This window comes from Pedobacter sp. ISL-64 (assembly GCF_018613605.1).
Lineage (GTDB): Bacteria > Bacteroidota > Bacteroidia > Sphingobacteriales > Sphingobacteriaceae > Pedobacter.
The window spans coordinates 1-16003 of sequence record NZ_JAGGPU010000015.1 but is presented as its reverse complement, the minus strand read 5'-3'; the positions used below and the strand labels follow the sequence as shown (position 1 = coordinate 16003).

Below are 16003 nucleotides of genomic sequence, written 5' to 3'. Positions count from 1 at the left end.
TAAGATTAGCTTCGCTGAGCACTTCGTGGTTCCCGTATGCACGGGAATGACGTCACTTTAAATAAAAAACATTTCTAACAAAGGTCTGTGTCCCCACAGACCTTTTTAAATTAAGTTAAAGGTGTACCATAAAATAGATTGTCATCCTGAGCCTGTCGAAGGACCTGCTTGAATGCCTCTCAAAGCGTTTCGACAGGCTCTGCGTAGGAGTTCTTTAGACAACGTGACAAATCTATATGGAATCACAATTTATGATACAACCTCCTCGAAATATGGATCTGCAATCAACTTGCTCCCTTACAAAAATATCGGCCTATCCAGTTTAATTGCAATGCGATAAGCTGCATTCATTAAACCCACATGACTATACGCCTGAGGGAAATTACCCCATTGGCTGCCCGTTTTAGCATCAACATCCTCACTGAACAAAAGAAGGTGATTACAATATTTAATAATATTTTCGAATTCTTTAATCGCTTCATCCGTACGGCCAACACAGGCCAAAGCTTCCACATACCAAAAAGCACAGATTAAAAATGTTGTTTTTGGCTTACCGAAATCGTCAGCATGTAAGTAACGGTAAAATAGCCCATCTTCCGTTTTCAACTCCTTTTCTAAAGCTATTAAATGATCTTTCGCCCGATCTGAAGCCGGATCCAAATAATTCATCATAATCAACTGTAAAGTACTGGCATCTAAATGCGGGCTTCCTACTGCATTGGTATACACTTTTCTTTCCGGATCGTAGCAGGCTTCTATATGTGCTGCAGCCTTATCGATTAAAATCTCCGCACGTTTTTCGAAATCCTCGTTACCAATAGTTTTAGCCATTTTTAAAGCAGCCTGTGCTCCTGCCCATTGAAATAGGTTACTATAACAATGTACATTGGCGATATTCCTGAATTCCCAAATTCCGGCATCCTTTTCATCAATTGTCCGTTCAATTTTAGAAAGCACACTTTCAATCCACTTTACCGAATCGCTACGTTCGGAAAAAACAAAACGGTGGTCGGTATAAAGTGGTAACATCGAAATCAAAACCTGACCGTAAATATCATTCTGAATGTGTTCATAGGCTTGGTTTCCTATTCTAATGGGTTGCTCTCCTTTGTAACCTTCCAGATGATTTAATGTATGCTCGGTAATTTCCCTTTCTCCTGCAATACCGTACAAGGGTTGATAGCGTGTATCTTCAGCATGCGAAATATCAGAGAGGTAATTAAAATACTTCTCCATTTCTTCAAAATGGCCGATATGGTTAAGTGAAGTTAATACATAGTGCGAATCCCTTAACCAGCAATATCTATAATCCCAGTTTCGGGTACTGCCCGGCGATTCTGGTAAACTAGTAGTACTGGCCGCTATAATTGCACCGGTATCTTCATATTGATGGATTTTCAGCACCAAGGCCGATCGGATTACAAAAGGTTGGTAAAAACCCGCGATTGACGAATGTTTAATCCACAATCGCCAATAAGCGATGGTTTCGCGGAGAAAATTTTCGGCGGTGCTTACTACCGGAGCCTCTAAATTTTGTCCATAAGTCATAATGAGGTATTTAGCCTCATTCAGTACAAATGCTTTTTCGTCAAAAATATAAGTAAGTGATACATTGGTACTTAAGCGGATATTTTCGTCACAACCCAAATAATCAATATGATTACTGCCCCTACTCGACTTCATTTTACCTTTCCCATAATCGCACACCGGCTCGCATTTGATGGTGATGCGCGGGTTCCCTGCTAAAGGTTCGATCTTTCTGATGAACATTAACGGTTTAAAATAGCGATCGTATAGATGAAAACGAGGCGCAAAATCAGTAATGCGGTATTTTCCATCTTCGGCAGTGATTTCGGTTCTTAAAACGTTGGTATTTTCGATATAATATTGAGTGGAGGTAAATTCACCCTGTGGCAAAATAGAAAATTCGCCACCCTTTTTCTTGTCTAATAAACTTCCGAATACAAAAGGACTATCGAAACGGGGCCAGCAAAGCCAAGATATATCAGTGTTTTTATTTACGTGTGCAATGAAAGCGCAATTTCCTATAATTCCTGTTTGATAAAGGTGCTGTTCGGCCATAAGCTATTTTTTGTTTATTTTAAAACAAGCCTATGGGGAAAATGTTAGGGAGAAAATATTAAAAAGACCTTACAGGTTTTAAAACGATGAGATTTGCAAAGAGATAGTATGGGAAACTGCGGATTGAACGTAATAAACCATCAACTTATTTGGGCGTTCCCCAATCCCGTGAAATACGGGAAAGGGTCGGGCTTTTCAGGGCTGCGCTTCGCTCCGGTACCGATGAAAATCGGCACTGAACCCTTACTATCCCTAACGCAAAACACAAGCCTTTAAAATACGCATAATCCTCGCAACTTCGGGTTGCAGTGCCTTTGTTTATAAACCTGATAAAGCGAAAAGCCCACAGCCATGAGGAACGAATGGCGAGGACTTGAAGCGATAGCAGGACTGTAGTATGCGATTAACACATGACCTTACATTTCCAAAAAAACCGGATTCTTCTTCATTTTTTCACCCTGCCGTGTAGATATAACAGCATTTAAATTGGTGTGATGTAAATAAAAAAACCAGCCACGAAAAATCGTGACTGGCCTAGTTAATGATTATTGATTATCTTAAATAACTGTTCCGCTAGGTACTACTGCACCTTTCTTAATTACTACTATACCGTCTTTAACAGCGTAAAGCTCAAAGTCTCCATCTTCTAAATGGTCGCCACCATTAATTTTTACATCATTGCCAATACGGCAGTTTTTATCGATGATCGCATTATTGATAAAACAACGATCGCCAATACCAATTAATGAATTCCCTTTATTGGTTTCTTCCTGAATTTCTTCAAGCGTTTGATACCGATCGCTGCCCATAATATAGGCATTGGTAATAACCGTATCCTTTCCAATCCTTGATCTGATCCCCAAAACAGCATGTTCTACTTTGCTTGCCTGAATAATACAGCCTTCAGCAATAATCGTTTTATCCAAAGTGGTACCCGAAATTTTTGAAGGAGGCAACATCCGCGCCCTGGTGAAAATGGCATGGTTGCTATCGAACATATTAAATTTAGGAATTTCGTCCGTTAAGCCCAGATTAGCTTCAAAAAAAGATGAAATATTTCCAATATCGGTCCAATAGCCTTCGTACTGAAAGCTTAAAACCCTGCTCTGAGAAATTGCTCTAGGCAAAATCTCTTTGCCAAAATCCTTTTCTTCTTCGTTCTCATTTAAGATATTGATCAGGTACTCGCGGTTGAAAACGTAAATACCCATTGAAGCTAAGAAATTACGTCCTTCGCCCTGCATTTCTGCACCAGTATCCGAGATCCAGTCTTCTAAACCGGTTTTAGGCTTTTCGATAAAAGAAGTAATCATGTTTTCATTATCAGCCTTTAAAATACCAAAATCTGTTGCATCTTTTGCCGTTACCGGAATAGTGGCAATGGTAATTTCTGCATTAGCTTCGATATGTTTTTCGATCATATCCTTAAAGTCCATCTGGTACAGTTGGTCGCCGGATAAAATCAAAATGTAATCGAATTCGTGCGAAACAATGTGATGCATACACTGACGAACGGCATCTGCTGTCCCCTGGAACCAACCTGAGTTTTGTACAGTTTGTTCAGCAGCCAAAATATCAACAAAGGCCGTACTAAAATGGCTAAAGTGATACGTGTTTTTAATGTGTTTGTTTAGGGATGCAGAATTAAACTGGGTTAACACAAACATTCGATGAATTCCAGAATTTAGGCAATTCGAAATCGGAATATCTACCAATCGGTATTTACCAGCAATTGGAACTGCCGGTTTAGAACGTGTTTGTGTTAGTGGCGATAATCTAGAGCCCTGGCCACCGCCAAGGATAACGCCTAAAACTTTGTCAGTCATGTTTAAGCTTATTTTAATATTTGGTATAATTCTATATAATTTAATGCTGCGTTATCCCACGAATGGTCTATCTTCATCATTGTTTTTCTCACTGCTTTAAAAGCTTTCTTATCGTTATATAACTCAACAGCACGGTTAATGGCATGAGTAACATCCCAAATACTCGTTTGATCATGGCAAATCCCAAAACCTCCGTCGCCTATATCAATCACTGTATCCTTCAATCCACCAATCCGGCGCACAATAGGAACAGTTGCATACCTTAACGCATAAAGCTGATTTAAACCACAAGGTTCCACTCTCGATGGCATGATGAGAAAATCTGCACCAGCATACATTTCGTGCGAAACCTGCTCATTATAACCAATGTAAGCATTGTATTTACCAGTAAAAATGTCTTTCAGTTGATTTAACCGGCCTTCCACCCAATTATCGCCTGATCCTAAAACCAGGATATTGATGTTGTCGCCATGTTGTTGTAAAGCGGTATAAAAAATATCGGGCAATAAATCGGCACCTTTTTCATCAACCAATCTACCAATAAAAGTAAATAATGGTTTAGACGGATCTAATTGAAAAACACCACAGAGTGCTGTTTTGTTTGCCAGTTTCCCAGCTTCTACTGTTTTTAAATTGTAATTTTTGCCAAGCATCTGGTCTGTTTCAGGATCCCAAACCTCATTATCAATTCCATTCAAAATTCCAACCGATTTCCAACGCTCTTGTCTGAGCAAACTTTCCAGCCCCCGGGCGTTGCTCATCATCTCTTCCAGGTAACTTGGCGATACCGTGGTTACTTTCCATGCACATTTTATGGCCGATGCTAAAGGGTTAATGGCATCTGCCCAGCCCAGTAAACCACCTTTCCATAAATCAAATGCTGGTATATAGTATAATTTATCCCATCCAAACTGACCTTGATATTGGGCATTATGAATGGTTAAAACAGTAGGAACACCACTAATTAGCCTGTATTTTACCGAATTTGAAACCATAAACGGAATCAATCCGGTGTGGTGATCATGGCAATGGATTACATCCGGGCGGTGCTCCCATTGTACAATCCAATCGAGTGTTGCAATCTGAAAAGCGACAAACCGTTCGGTATCATCACTATATCCATATACATTTGGGCGATCTGTTAGCCCCTGTATGTGAACAATGTACAAATCGAAGCCAAGTTTATTGGTTTTTTCTTTTAGTATGCGGTATTGAAAATGGTTATTGCCATAATTTGCCCATGCATCATAGGTAACTTCAAATTCGCCCTCGCGGATAAATTTTGTATCGTACGCTGGCACCACCACTTTGGCAATGTGGCCCAATTTATTTTGGTATTTGGGTAAGGCCCCTACTACATCGGCTAAACCGCCAACTTTTGCAACAGGGTAACACTCGGCGCTTATATGTATAATTTCCATCAAATATTTGGTGTAGATAACCTAAGTAAGTTACTAATTGTTTTGAGTTTTGCAAATAATGAAAATTATATTTTTAGTTGATTATTTTAAAGCGAAAATCGTCATCTCGACTGGAGATACGCGGAATGGAGAGATCTAATCCATATAAATTACTTAGCTTTTTTTATTAGAAAGTGAAAACGGCCAATTCTTTGTGGCGGGCTACAGACCTGCTTTCCGCTATAGTCCCGACGTGAAGTCGGGAGCTACCGCTGCAATCAGGCTTAAAAACAAAGACTGTTTCTGCTAAACACAAAAAACCGCCTAAATCCTTAAGCGGTTTTAACAACAAAACAAATATATTTTTGGTTTAAAAAATATCTTAATATTCTTCAGCAATGATTTCGTAGAAATCGCGGATGGGTTGAAATTGTGGGTGTAATGAAACCACATCTCCAAAAACCAATAAGGCTGGCGCGGTTATTCTTTTATCTTCAACAATCTCGGCGATGGTATCTACTATACCAATAGCAATTTTTTCTTCTGGTGTCGAGCCATTTTGGATCACCGCTACTGGTAAAAGGTTTTTATTTTCTGCCTGAAATATGGCAGCAATTTCTTTTACTTTTTCAATTCCGTTTAAAACAACAATAGTTGCTTTCGTTTTTGCCGCGATGTATAAGTCTTCAGAAATTTCACCCTTTGAGTTTGTTCCGGTTACTGCCCAAAAACTTTCGCTCAAATCTTTATAAATCATTGGGATTTTTTGCAAACTTGGTGCACCAGTTGCACTCGAAATACCCGGAATAATTTCAGTAGGGATACTGTACGATTCTGCAGCATCTATTTCTTCGTACCCTTTTGCAAAGAAAAACGGATCACCGCTTTTTAAACGCACCACGTGCCCGTAGTTTAAAGCATAATCTACAATTAGCTTGTTTACGGCATCTTGCGAAAACGACTCATCGTCGCTACGTTTACCCACGTAAACTTTTGGAATACCATCTGGCGCATGACATAATAAAGCCTCGTTCACATTTGCATCATACAAAACAACATCAGCTGTTTTTAATGCTTTAACACCTTTTAAACTAAATAAATCCGGATCGCCAGGACCTGCACCTATCAAAGTAATTCGTGGTTCAATGTTCGCTTTTTCTACTTTATTCAAAATCATAACAGATAATTTAAGCTCGTTATACGTTTGTTAATGATACAAATATATAAAGTCTATGGGAATTGTAGTAATTTATTTTAAAATATTTTTTATTTATGCTTAATACTGATCTTAGCGTCTCGCTCAGACTAGATAGAGTTGTCAACTTAAATAACATGGTGGCTAGAAAGTTGATAACTCTTCGATCTAATGAACAAAAAGTCTTCACGATTTTGCATCACAACGGCTATGTTTAAAGCCCAATGGACAATTTGAAGTCTTAGCGAGACGCTAAGACTAGACAAGGTTTTTCCTTTAAAGATCCTTCGTTGCACTCAGGATGACAAACAGCTTCTGGTCTTAGCGTGTCGCTAAGACCTAAGTTTAATAAAGAAATTAGAAAGTCTTAGCGAGACGCTAAGACTAGAGTGAGTGCGCTAAGACCAGTAAAGGATGACAAATTGGGTGTTTATTTACAGTTCACTGCTGCAAAAATAAACTTCCCGGCCGTATAATTAATTGGCTTGCCTTTAACAAAATAAGATCTGCCCAAAGTGGTTTCAATTTGCGCCACTCCCATAATCATCTTACCATCTTTCTTCAAAAAAGCCAATGGATTGGTAAATGCTGTGGTGGTATCTTTACCAGTATTAAAGCGGTAATCTACATATAAGGTATCGCCGCTAAATTTACCATCAATCTTACCATTGTTTTGTGGTTTATCGGCATATTTGACCAATAACGACCCTGTTACCTTCCCCGAGGCCATTGTTTTAACAATCATGGCTGCACTGTCTTTTTCAAAGAAAGCTGCATAACAAGTTTGGTTAATCAGAGAATCCTTTTTTGCAGTTTCTGCCTTTTTTTCGGATTGGTTACAGGCAAAAACAAATGGAATGGAGGCAAAAGCGAGGTATAAAAGATTTCTTTTCATGTTGTTGTGATTAGGATTTCTGATTATAATATATTAACCAGATGAAAAGTTTTGATTATTTCCATAATGAAATTAACATTAATAGCCGAATAAACCTATAAGTACCCTAAAAAGAAAAACGGGGCTGTCCTATCTGGCGCCCCGCTGAAATTGCTTTCACTTTAGATTAAAAACCTAAAGTCTTCATTATTATATTTGGTTGTGGTTCTCTACTGTAAGATTTTCAGGATTGTAGGATTTCAGGATCAATAAGCTGAAATAAAGATCTCATCGTTTCACAATTTTCATCATCCATTTTTCCACCATTAAGGAATTAAGAAGATTAAGATTTTATTTATATTCCTTGAAGCTTTCGCTATTGGTCATTGATCAATTTCCATCCTCCATTTTACATTTTATTCTACTGCTGCCCTGAACATTAAAGCACCAACGGTTAAATTCGTACGTGTATCGACCAAAATGGCTGAACCATTTGCCCGGTTATCATCGTATAAATCGAATGCCAAAGCATCAGCAGTTTTAATAATCACACGGCCAATATCATTTAATTTAAATTCGTCAGCAGCATGTTTTTCCAGTGTATTAATATCAACCTTATGCAAAATTTCACTGATTTTACAGCGGGTAATTTTACTGTTGTGCTGAATATTGTACATAATAGAAGTATCCAACGCACGGCCATCCATCCAGCAAAGGTCTGCTTCAATCAGCTTCGATTCTTGCGGCAATGCCGAAGCATTTACAATGGTATCGCCACGGCTAATATCTACATCATCTTTCAAGTGAATAATAACTGATTGGCCAGCGTGAGCTGCATCGGGTGTTTGATCAAAAAATTCGATCTTCTCGACAGTAGAACTCGCACCACTAGGTAATACAGTAACTTTATCATTTAAATTAAAAGTACCACTTAGTACCCTACCAGCATAACCACGATAGTCGTGTAATTCTTCAGTTTGTGGACGTATCACCCACTGTACCGGCATACGGGCCAATTGCGATTTATCTAAATTGTCGGTATCAACCTTCTCTAAGAAATGTAACAAGCTCTCTCCTTCGTACCAATCCATGTTACCTGAATTTTGCACAATATTATCGCCTTTTAAGGCACTAACCGGAATATAGGTTACATCAGCAAGTTTTAATTGCTGCGCCAAAACTTTGTATTTCTCTATGATGGCACTATAAACGGTTTCGCTATAGTCGACCATATCCATTTTGTTGATACAAACTACTACATGTTTAATACCCAATAAGGAAACGATATACGAGTGACGGATGGTCTGTTCTACCACGCCGTTACGGGCATCGATTAAGATAATGGCGAGGTTGGCTGTAGAAGCGCCTGTAACCATATTTCTTGTATATTGAATGTGGCCGGGTGTATCGGCAATAATAAATTTGCGTTTTTCGGTCTGAAAGTATTTATAAGCTACATCAATGGTAATACCTTGCTCGCGCTCTGCTCTTAAACCATCGGTTAAAATGGCTAAATCTATTGTTCCGTCATCATTTTTGCGGTTAGAGCTCTGTAAAGCTTCTAATTGATCGGCCAAAATAGAATCTGTATCGTATAACAAACGGCCGATTAAGGTACTTTTACCATCATCTACACTGCCTGCTGTGAAAAATTTTAATATGTTCATTTTATTGTAGTATTAAGACATAAGTATTAAGTAATTAGTATCAAGTATCAAGACGGTTATTAATCTTGCTACTCGATACTTTTAATCTTGATACTCCTTTAAAAATATCCCCCCTTTTTTCTGTCTTCCATTGCGGCTTCAGAAACTTTATCATCCATACGGGCACCACGCTCTGAAATTTTAGAAGCGCTGATTTCAGAAATAATATCATCAATCAAAGTGGCATCCGATTCTACTGCAGCAGTACAAGACATATCGCCCACGGTACGGAAACGAACCTGTTTGCGTTCTACCACATCTTCATCATCCATATTTAAAAATGGCGAAGCAGCCATCAGCTGTCCGTTTCTGGTAATACAATCACGTTCGTGCGAGAAATAAATACTTGGCAGATCTATTTTCTCTCTTCGGATATAATTCCAAACATCTAATTCCGTCCAGTTACTGATTGGGAATACACGGATATTTTCTCCTTTGTGGATTTTACCATTGTAAATATTCCAAAGTTCAGGACGTTGGCGTTTTGGATCCCATTGGCCAAATTCATCACGAACAGAGAAAATACGTTCTTTAGCCCTTGCTTTTTCTTCATCTCTACGCGCACCACCGATGCAAGCATCAAACTGGTGTTTTGCAATGGTATCGAGCAGGGTTACGGTTTGCAAAGCATTTCTACTGGCATTTTTACCAGTTTGCTCTACAGCTTTACCTTGATCAATAGATTCTTGAACAGAACCAATGATTAATTTTTCGCCAATCCGCTCCACCATCTGATCGCGGTAAGTGATGGTTTCTTCAAAATTATGGCCTGTATCAATATGTACTAAAGGAAAAGGAAATTTCCCCGGACGGAAAGCTTTTTCTGCCAAACGAACTAAAGTAATTGAATCTTTTCCACCCGAAAATAATAAGGCTGGTTTTTCAAACTGACCCGCTACTTCACGTAAAATGTGAATCGCCTCGGCCTCTAGTTCATCTAAATAATCAAAATTATATGTACTCATTATCAAATGTTGAATGATTGAATGTTGAATGATTGAATGATAAATCGCTCAATTATTCAACTTATATATTTGTTGTTGTTATTGTTATATTTTCACTGTCGTCATCCGATAGCTATCGGATGACGACTTGTGCGCATCAAGATGCCGCGTGTAAACCGCATTCTTTTTTACTCTGGTCTTCCCACCACCATCTTCCGGCCCTAAAATCTTCGCCCGGCTGTACTGCTCTGGTACATGGGGCGCATCCTATACTCGGGAAACCCTTATCGTGCAAGGTATTGTAAACAATGTTGTTTTCTTTAATGTAGGTTTTCACATCCGCTAAAGTCCAATCGAATATGGGATGGAATTTAATCAATTGGTTACCTTCGTCCCATTCTAAATCATGCATATCTTCACGGTTAGCACTTTGATCGGCCCTGATTCCTGTTACCCATATCTCATTACCTTTTAATGCTCTTTTTAAAGGTTCGATTTTACGAATGTAACAGCACTCTTTCCTATTCTCTACCGACTCGTAGAAGCTGCTCGGGCCTTTTGTATTTACCATATCCTGCAGCAATTCGTTCTGCGGATAATAGGCATGAATGGGTTTGTTATAAATTTCCAGGGTTCGGTTCCAAACGTAATAGGTTTCTGGGAACAAACGTCCGGTTTCTAAAGTAAAAACCTTGATTGGAATATTATTTGAAAAAATTAAATGCGTAATCGCCTGATCTTCCCAACCAAAACTTGTCGAAAATATAATACGGTCGGCATATTTATCTGCTAAGAATTTCAGTTTATCAATTGTACTTAAACCTGCCAGTGCTGCTTTTATCTCCTCTAGGTTCTCCATTACTAAATTAATTTTAAAATAAACATAATTACACTGCGCAAACTCACAATCATTACAATAATTCCTACGGCAACCATAATGGTTTTTGCAGAAATTTTGTTCGATACTTTTGCGGCTATTGGTGATGCGATTGCACTACCGATAATCAAACCCACAACAGCTTCCCAGTGTTTGCCACCTAACATGGTAAAAAAGGTAAGCGAACTTAAGGTGGCGATAAAAAAGCGGCTGATTTTTACGGTACCCAAAGAGAACAATGGATGCCTGCCACCCGCAATCAAGCTTGATAATACGATTGAACCCCAGCCGCCGCCAAAGGCTGCATCGATAAAACCACCAACAAAGCCCAACAAGCCAATTTTTTTAATTTTTTGATCGGCTTTTTTTCTCTTCACATTGAAAGCTTTCATTAGAATAATTCCACCTAAAAACAAGGTGTAAACCGCTACAATAGGCTTAACATAAGCACTATAATGTTCTAATGAAGAAAGGATGTAGGCACCTAAAACTGCTCCGATTATGGCCGGAAGGATTAAAATTTTGAATAATTTCCAGTTTACGTTACCCATACGGTAATGCATCCAGCCTGCAATTCCATTGCTCATTACTTCAGAAATGTGAATGGCCATACTTGCCGATGCTGGTGGTAAACCCATGGCCAACGAAAAAGAAGCTGTGGTAACACCATACGACATCCCGATAGCACCATCAATTAATGCAAATACAAATCCGGCGCCTAAAAACCAATAGAACAATGGATCTATATGGATTAAAAAGTTCTGGAATTCTGGCTCGGTATTCCACAAAGAAAACCCGATAGCACCAATTAGTAAAACTGAGGCCGCCCAGATTAACCATTTAATATTTTGTTCGGCAAAACTTTTTTTAGGGTTAATTAAACTTTGGGTAACCTTATTCAGTTTTTTAACCTTTGCCGAAAAATCGCCATTTAAAGTTTGACGCAAAGCACTCATGTTCTGTAGCGTTTCATCAAGCTCAGCAGGCAAACCTTCGTTTAAAATCTGTTTTAAACGTTTGGCAATAGTTGGCGATTTGCCGTTTGTAGAAATGGCAATCTTTAAATCGCCTTTTTGAACAATTGATCCCAGATAGAAATCGCAAAGTTCAGGCTTATCTGCCACGTTGATCAAGAGGCCACGCTCATGCGTCACCTTTCTGATCTCTTCATTTAAAATATTGTTATTGGTTGCCGCGAAAACGATGTCAATGTCATTCAGATCATCCACATCGAAACTTTTCTGCTTAACTTTTATCAGTGGATAATTTGCGATAAGCGCATAAACTTCTGGTGATACTAGCTCTGCAACAATCGTAATGGTAGCACTATGGCTATTATTTACGATCGCAGTTAATTTCTCGAGCCCAATATTTCCTGCACCAATTAATAATGTACGCAGCTTGTTCAGCTTTACAAAAACTGGAAAGAGCTGGTTACCTTTTTCTTCTTCAGAAAAAGATGCTGCATTATCAGGTTGGTTAGGCAATACTTGCATATTGTTTAATTAATTTCTTAAATGATGGATGTAATGATACAACTTCTCCAAAAATTAATAAAGCAGGTGCCTTAATATTTTCTTGTTGCACTAAACCTTCTATGGTTTCAACCACACCAACAACCAATCTTTCATCTTCTGCCGATCCGTTCTGAACCACTGCGGTTGGTAAATTGTGTTTACCAGCGGCTTTAAAAATCTCCACAATTTTAGGTAATTTTTTAAGTCCCATAAGTACCACAACAGTCGCATTCGAATGTGCAGCCTGGTAAATATCTGCCGAAACTTCTCCAGAAGTGGTTGTTCCGGTAATTACCCAAAAGCTTTCGCTCATGCCGCGGTGTGTAACCGGAATCTGTTGCAAACCTGGTACACCGATCGAACTCGAAATACCCGGGATTACACTTACCGGAATGCTATATGATGCTGCATAATCCAACTCCTCGTAACCTCTGCCAAAAACAAATGGATCGCCACCTTTTAAACGCACTACGTGACCGTAGTTTAAGGCATAATCGATCATTAATTTATTGATGGTATCCTGAGGATAAGAATGCTCACCTGAACGTTTTCCTACATAAACTTTAATGGCTTCTGCCGGAGCATGCTCCAATAAAGCCTCATTGGTTAAGGCATCGTACAAAACCACATCAGCAGTTTGCAACGCTTTTACACCTTTTAGTGTCAACAAATCAGGATCTCCAGGACCTGCACCTAAAAGGGTTATTTTTGATTCTTTATTTTGATTTAACATAAATTTAGATTTTGAATGAATGAATTTTGAATGAGTGAATGATTACCAGCGATTGCTATAAAATTCAATCATTCTATCACTCACTAATTCTCTCATTTTACCAGTGCTGCCCTTTTTTCCTTAATCTGATTTAAAAATTGTTTTGCTTCTTCAAAATATTTCTGTGCAAACTCAGCGGTAGGTTCGTTTTTGTTGATCTGTAAAACCAGGTCAGAGAAATTGGTCGATAAATTAAACTCTCCAGTTTCTACGTAATGGTTATCAAATTCACGGATCACACCTACCTGTGTGCTGCTGTTTACACCTTTATCTAACAATAAAGATTTTGCAGCGCTTACAAAAGTGCTGTAAGTATGATAAATGGCATCGGCATAAGCACCTTTAGCTAAGTTTTGCTTTGCCCAATCAAATTTTTCATCAGCTTCTAACAATAAAGTAGCAACTAAATCGATCACTACGCCGGCACACTCGCCTACACCAATTGCAGTTACAAATTCTTCTACATGTCCCCAATCTACAAATTCTTCTGTTTTAAGATTGGTCAAATCGGCCAATGGCTTTAACAACTGATAAAAATGATCTTTACCTTTTCTATCATAATATTGGTGAAAGTTCTCATCCTCCAGGTTATTGGCTTTAAAATCATTTAAAATGAAGTGTAAAACACTTGTAGCCCTTTTAGAAGGCACTTTAATTACACGCTCCGCTACTCTACCAACACCATTTCCTACAGTTCCACCACCCAACATCACTTGAACTGCCGGAACAACTTTTCCCTCAGCTTTTACCGAACTTCCGTGGAAACCAATCTCAGCCAAACCATGTTGACCGCAAGAGTTCATACATCCGCTGATTTTGATCTTGATGTTTTTCTCGTAGATAAACTCAGGGAAATCGGTATAAATTACCTCTTCCAAAACTTCGGCCAAGGTCATTGAGTTCGAAATACCCAAATTACAGGTATCGGTACCAGGACAAGTGGTAATATCAGCTAAACTATCAAAACCTGCCGTAGTAAAGCCAATTTTATTTAAAGCCGCATATAGTGAAGGTAATGCTTCTTTACGTACAAACTTTAACAACAATCCCTGGTTTTGGGTAATCCTGATTTCATCAGCAACATATAACCTGATGGCATCAACAAAAGCTCTTGCTTTATCTGTTTTGATATCTCCTACCTGAACTTTTACATAAACGCCATAAAATCCGGCTTGTTTCTGCTCAATTACGTTAGTGGCTAACCAGTGTTTGTAATGGGCTTCGTTTAATATTTCTACCGCAGGATATTCTTGCTCTAAAGGCAAAGTTGGCTGAGGTACAGTATTAATATCTATTTTAAAGGTTTTTACTTTATTGGCAATACGCTCTTCGGCAACCAAACGTAAAACCTCTTCTAAACCTAATTTTTGAACCAGGTATTTTAAACGTGCTTTGTTACGGTTGGTACGTTCGCCATAACGGTCGAACACACGAAGAACAGATTCTGTAAACGGAATCAATTGATCTTCAGGCAAAAACTCGTGTACTGCATTGGCCAAAAATGGCTGTGCACCTAAACCACCTGCAAACAAAACTTTAAATCCGCGTTCGCCATTTTCGTTAATTTTAGGAATAAAACCTAAATCGTGAATGTAGCTAAAGGCAGTATCTCTATCGCTCGAAGAAAATGAAATTTTAATCTTTCTACCCATTTCCTGACAGATCGGGTTACGCAAAAAGTACGCAAATACCGCTTGCGCATAAGGCGAAACATCAAAAGGTTCTTCAGCATCGATTCCAGAATTTGGAGATGCCGTTACGTTACGAACCGTATTTCCGCAAGCCTCGCGAAGCGTAATATCATCCTGCTCTAATTTAGCCCAAAGCTCTGGAGTACGGTCTAAACTCACATAGTGAATCTGAATATCCTGACGGGTGGTTAAGTGTAAATTTCCACTTCCATACTCATCAGCAATATCTGCAATACGTAACAACTGCTTAAAAGTTACCTTACCAAAAGGCAATTTAATACGCACCATTTGTACGCCAGGTTGTCTTTGACCGTAAACACCGCGTGCTAAACGGAGGCTTCTAAACTTTTCGTCGTGGATGGTTCCATCTCTAAAAGCTTTAATCTTATTCTCTAAATCGATAATGTCCTGCTCGACAATCGGATTTTCGAGTTCTGTTCTGAAACTTTGCATATGTGTTGTTAGCTTTATTCAAAAAATGCTTCCCTATTACCGAGAAGCATTCCATATTTTATACTTAAAATTATCTGTAGGCTCCTATTTTTGCGTTTTACAACAACACATTATTTGCATAGCGATTAATTTGCTAGGTATAAAATTGAAATTCATACGCCAAATATATAAAGTATATAGGAATAGTCGTAATTTATTATGAAAAAATTTACGATATCCTGTTAAAACCATGTAAGGTCGTCATTTCGAGCGGAGTGTAACGCAGTCGAAAACCACGAAGTGCTCAGCCAAGCTAAATCTACAATGTTAAATCACTTAATCAAACGGGACTAAAAACCGCTAATTGATAACTGGCAACCGAAAACTGAAAATTGCCAACTGAAGAATGAAAACGGCTAACTGCTAACTGAAGACTGCTAACTGATTTGGGCGTTACCTAAGCTGCGCAAGGGTCAGGCTTTGCAGGGCTGCGCTTCGCTCCGGTACCGATGAAGAATCGGTACTGAACCCTTACAATCCCTAACGCGGAAGCGAGACCTCGTAGGTTTCGAAAACCTGCGAGGTCTGTCCCCCGATTGTGCTACTCTCTCTGTTAAATAAACCCGATTGAAGTGAACATTCCGATCCTTTATCGGAATAAAACGGAAAGGTACTGTCTTTAAAAGC

At 38.8% G+C, this 16003-nt stretch carries 11 protein-coding genes; all 11 read right to left on the bottom strand.

Translation table 11 applies throughout. The features are described from left to right. Window positions 1-297 precede the first annotated feature (297 nt). The 11 genes from J7E57_RS18180 to J7E57_RS18130 all read right to left on the bottom strand — a co-directional run bounded on the left by J7E57_RS18180 (window position 298) and on the right by J7E57_RS18130 (window position 15337). On the bottom strand, window positions 298-2082 hold the full coding sequence (locus J7E57_RS18180) for a glycoside hydrolase family 15 protein (protein WP_215128657.1): 1785 nt from the start codon (window positions 2080-2082) through the stop codon (window positions 298-300). Between the two features lie 557 nt (window positions 2083-2639). Then, on the bottom strand, window positions 2640-3908 hold the full coding sequence (locus J7E57_RS18175) for a glucose-1-phosphate adenylyltransferase (RefSeq protein WP_215128659.1): 1269 nt from the start codon (window positions 3906-3908) through the stop codon (window positions 2640-2642). Between the two features lie 8 nt (window positions 3909-3916). Continuing rightward, entirely contained in the window at window positions 3917-5329 is a 1413-nt protein-coding gene (locus tag J7E57_RS18170; protein ID WP_215128661.1) for a glycogen synthase, read from the bottom strand. Window positions 5330-5690: 361 nt separating this feature from the next. Then, complete coding sequence (gene cobA, locus J7E57_RS18165) at window positions 5691-6485, bottom strand: uroporphyrinogen-III C-methyltransferase (protein WP_116251325.1); 795 nt, start codon at window positions 6483-6485, stop codon at window positions 5691-5693. 448 nt (window positions 6486-6933) lie between these two features. Then, window positions 6934-7398, bottom strand: coding sequence for a hypothetical protein (locus tag J7E57_RS18160; protein WP_215128663.1), 465 nt, complete (start codon window positions 7396-7398; stop codon window positions 6934-6936). 395 nt (window positions 7399-7793) lie between these two features. Beyond that, window positions 7794-9044, bottom strand: a complete 1251-nt coding sequence (locus J7E57_RS18155; protein ID WP_029275049.1) for a sulfate adenylyltransferase subunit 1 — start codon at window positions 9042-9044, stop codon at window positions 7794-7796. Between the two features lie 98 nt (window positions 9045-9142). Continuing rightward, entirely contained in the window at window positions 9143-10048 is a 906-nt protein-coding gene (gene cysD, locus J7E57_RS18150; RefSeq protein ID WP_108200603.1) for a sulfate adenylyltransferase subunit CysD, read from the bottom strand. A gap of 136 nt (window positions 10049-10184) precedes the next feature. Then, a complete protein-coding gene (locus J7E57_RS18145) occupies window positions 10185-10886 on the bottom strand; it encodes a phosphoadenylyl-sulfate reductase (protein WP_215128665.1) in 702 nt (233 codons plus the stop codon). Between the two features lie 2 nt (window positions 10887-10888). Further along, window positions 10889-12400 (bottom strand): TSUP family transporter, encoded by a 1512-nt coding sequence (locus J7E57_RS18140; protein WP_215128667.1) that lies wholly within the window; start codon window positions 12398-12400, stop codon window positions 10889-10891. Continuing rightward, window positions 12384-13154 carry a uroporphyrinogen-III C-methyltransferase gene (cobA, locus tag J7E57_RS18135; RefSeq protein ID WP_215128669.1) on the bottom strand — a complete coding sequence of 257 codons (771 nt, stop codon included), beginning with the start codon at window positions 13152-13154 and terminating at the stop codon, window positions 12384-12386. Before cobA (J7E57_RS18135) ends, J7E57_RS18140 begins: the two co-directional genes overlap by 17 nt. 92 nt (window positions 13155-13246) lie before the next feature. Continuing rightward, entirely contained in the window at window positions 13247-15337 is a 2091-nt protein-coding gene (locus J7E57_RS18130; RefSeq protein ID WP_215128671.1) for a HEPN domain-containing protein, read from the bottom strand. Between the last annotated feature and the right edge of the window lie 666 nt (window positions 15338-16003).

Coding starts and splice junctions, on each gene's coding strand:
- J7E57_RS18180 (WP_215128657.1), bottom strand. CDS start 2,082: ATGGCCGAACAGCACCTTTATCAAACAGGAATTATAGGAAATTGCGCT.
- J7E57_RS18175 (WP_215128659.1), bottom strand. CDS start 3,908: ATGACTGACAAAGTTTTAGGCGTTATCCTTGGCGGTGGCCAGGGCTCT.
- J7E57_RS18170 (WP_215128661.1), bottom strand. CDS start 5,329: ATGGAAATTATACATATAAGCGCCGAGTGTTACCCTGTTGCAAAAGTT.
- cobA (WP_116251325.1), bottom strand. CDS start 6,485: ATGATTTTGAATAAAGTAGAAAAAGCGAACATTGAACCACGAATTACT.
- J7E57_RS18160 (WP_215128663.1), bottom strand. CDS start 7,398: ATGAAAAGAAATCTTTTATACCTCGCTTTTGCCTCCATTCCATTTGTT.
- J7E57_RS18155 (WP_029275049.1), bottom strand. CDS start 9,044: ATGAACATATTAAAATTTTTCACAGCAGGCAGTGTAGATGATGGTAAA.
- cysD (WP_108200603.1), bottom strand. CDS start 10,048: ATGAGTACATATAATTTTGATTATTTAGATGAACTAGAGGCCGAGGCG.
- J7E57_RS18145 (WP_215128665.1), bottom strand. CDS start 10,886: ATGGAGAACCTAGAGGAGATAAAAGCAGCACTGGCAGGTTTAAGTACA.
- J7E57_RS18140 (WP_215128667.1), bottom strand. CDS start 12,400: ATGCAAGTATTGCCTAACCAACCTGATAATGCAGCATCTTTTTCTGAA.
- cobA (WP_215128669.1), bottom strand. CDS start 13,154: ATGTTAAATCAAAATAAAGAATCAAAAATAACCCTTTTAGGTGCAGGT.
- J7E57_RS18130 (WP_215128671.1), bottom strand. CDS start 15,337: ATGCAAAGTTTCAGAACAGAACTCGAAAATCCGATTGTCGAGCAGGAC.